The sequence below is a fragment of the Exiguobacterium sp. s123 genome (assembly GCF_018617075.1).
Taxonomy (GTDB): Bacteria; Bacillota; Bacilli; order Exiguobacteriales; family Exiguobacteriaceae; genus Exiguobacterium; species Exiguobacterium profundum.
In genome coordinates this window covers 1-803 of sequence record NZ_JACSJL010000021.1, presented here as the reverse complement: position 1 = coordinate 803, position 803 = coordinate 1, and the positions used below count along the sequence as shown (strand labels likewise).

General features: G+C 50.7%; 6 tRNA genes and 1 rRNA gene. All 7 read right to left on the bottom strand.

Annotated features, from left to right (window positions below):
* Nucleotides 1-134 precede the first annotated feature (134 nt).
* Nucleotides 135-210: transfer RNA gene (locus KNO72_RS15460), tRNA-Ala, on the bottom strand.
* 14 nt (nucleotides 211-224) lie between these two features.
* Nucleotides 225-301 (bottom strand) — tRNA-Pro (locus KNO72_RS15455).
* Nucleotides 302-309: 8 nt separating this feature from the next.
* A tRNA-Arg gene (locus KNO72_RS15450) sits at nucleotides 310-386 on the bottom strand.
* A 31-nt stretch (nucleotides 387-417) separates the two neighbouring features.
* Nucleotides 418-504, bottom strand: a tRNA-Leu gene (locus KNO72_RS15445).
* A 41-nt stretch (nucleotides 505-545) separates the two neighbouring features.
* Nucleotides 546-621: transfer RNA gene (locus KNO72_RS15440), tRNA-Thr, on the bottom strand.
* Between the two features lie 9 nt (nucleotides 622-630).
* Nucleotides 631-706, bottom strand: a tRNA-Val gene (locus tag KNO72_RS15435).
* A gap of 8 nt (nucleotides 707-714) precedes the next feature.
* Nucleotides 715-803, bottom strand: a 5S ribosomal RNA gene (gene rrf, locus KNO72_RS15430); the annotation flags it as partial.

Here is an 803-nt window from a genome sequence, read left to right as displayed (position 1 = left end):
CGTCCTGAGCCAGGATCAAACTCTCCAAAGAATTTGATATAGCTCTTAAATTGACGAAGCTTGCGCTTCATTCAAAAATGGTAAAACTTTTTTTGCCTCATCGTTCAGTTTTCAAAGTTCGTCTGTAAAAAAATTGGTGGAGCCTAGCGGGATCGAACCGCTGACCTCCTGCGTGCAAGGCAGGCGCTCTCCCAGCTGAGCTAAGGCCCCAATATAAGTGATGATGGTCGGGAAGACAGGATTCGAACCTGCGACCCCTTGGTCCCAAACCAAGTGCTCTACCAAGCTGAGCTACTTCCCGTCTAAAAATGGTGCACCCTGAGAGATTCGAACTCCCGGCCTTTAGATTCGTAGTCTAACGCTCTATCCAGCTGAGCTAAGGGTGCGAGACGAATAATCATCATGGGAAAATATTAATGGTACCGAGGGCCGGACTTGAACCGGCACGAGGAAACCCTCGCAGGATTTTAAGTCCTGTGCGTCTACCAATTCCGCCACCCCGGCAAGGTATAATTTCTAGCGGTAGACTTTTTAAAAAGATCAAATGGTGCCGGCGAAAGGATTCGAACCCTCGACCCTCTGATTACAAGTCAGATGCTCTACCAACTGAGCTACACCGGCAGGTGTAAATGGTGGAGGATGACGGGATCGAACCGCCGACCCCCTGCTTGTAAGGCAGGTGCTCTCCCAGCTGAGCTAATCCTCCAATATGTAGCCTGGCAACGTCCTATCCTCACAGGGGGAGATCCCCCAACTACTTTCGGCGCTGAGACGCTTAACTTCCGTGTTCGGCATGGGAACGG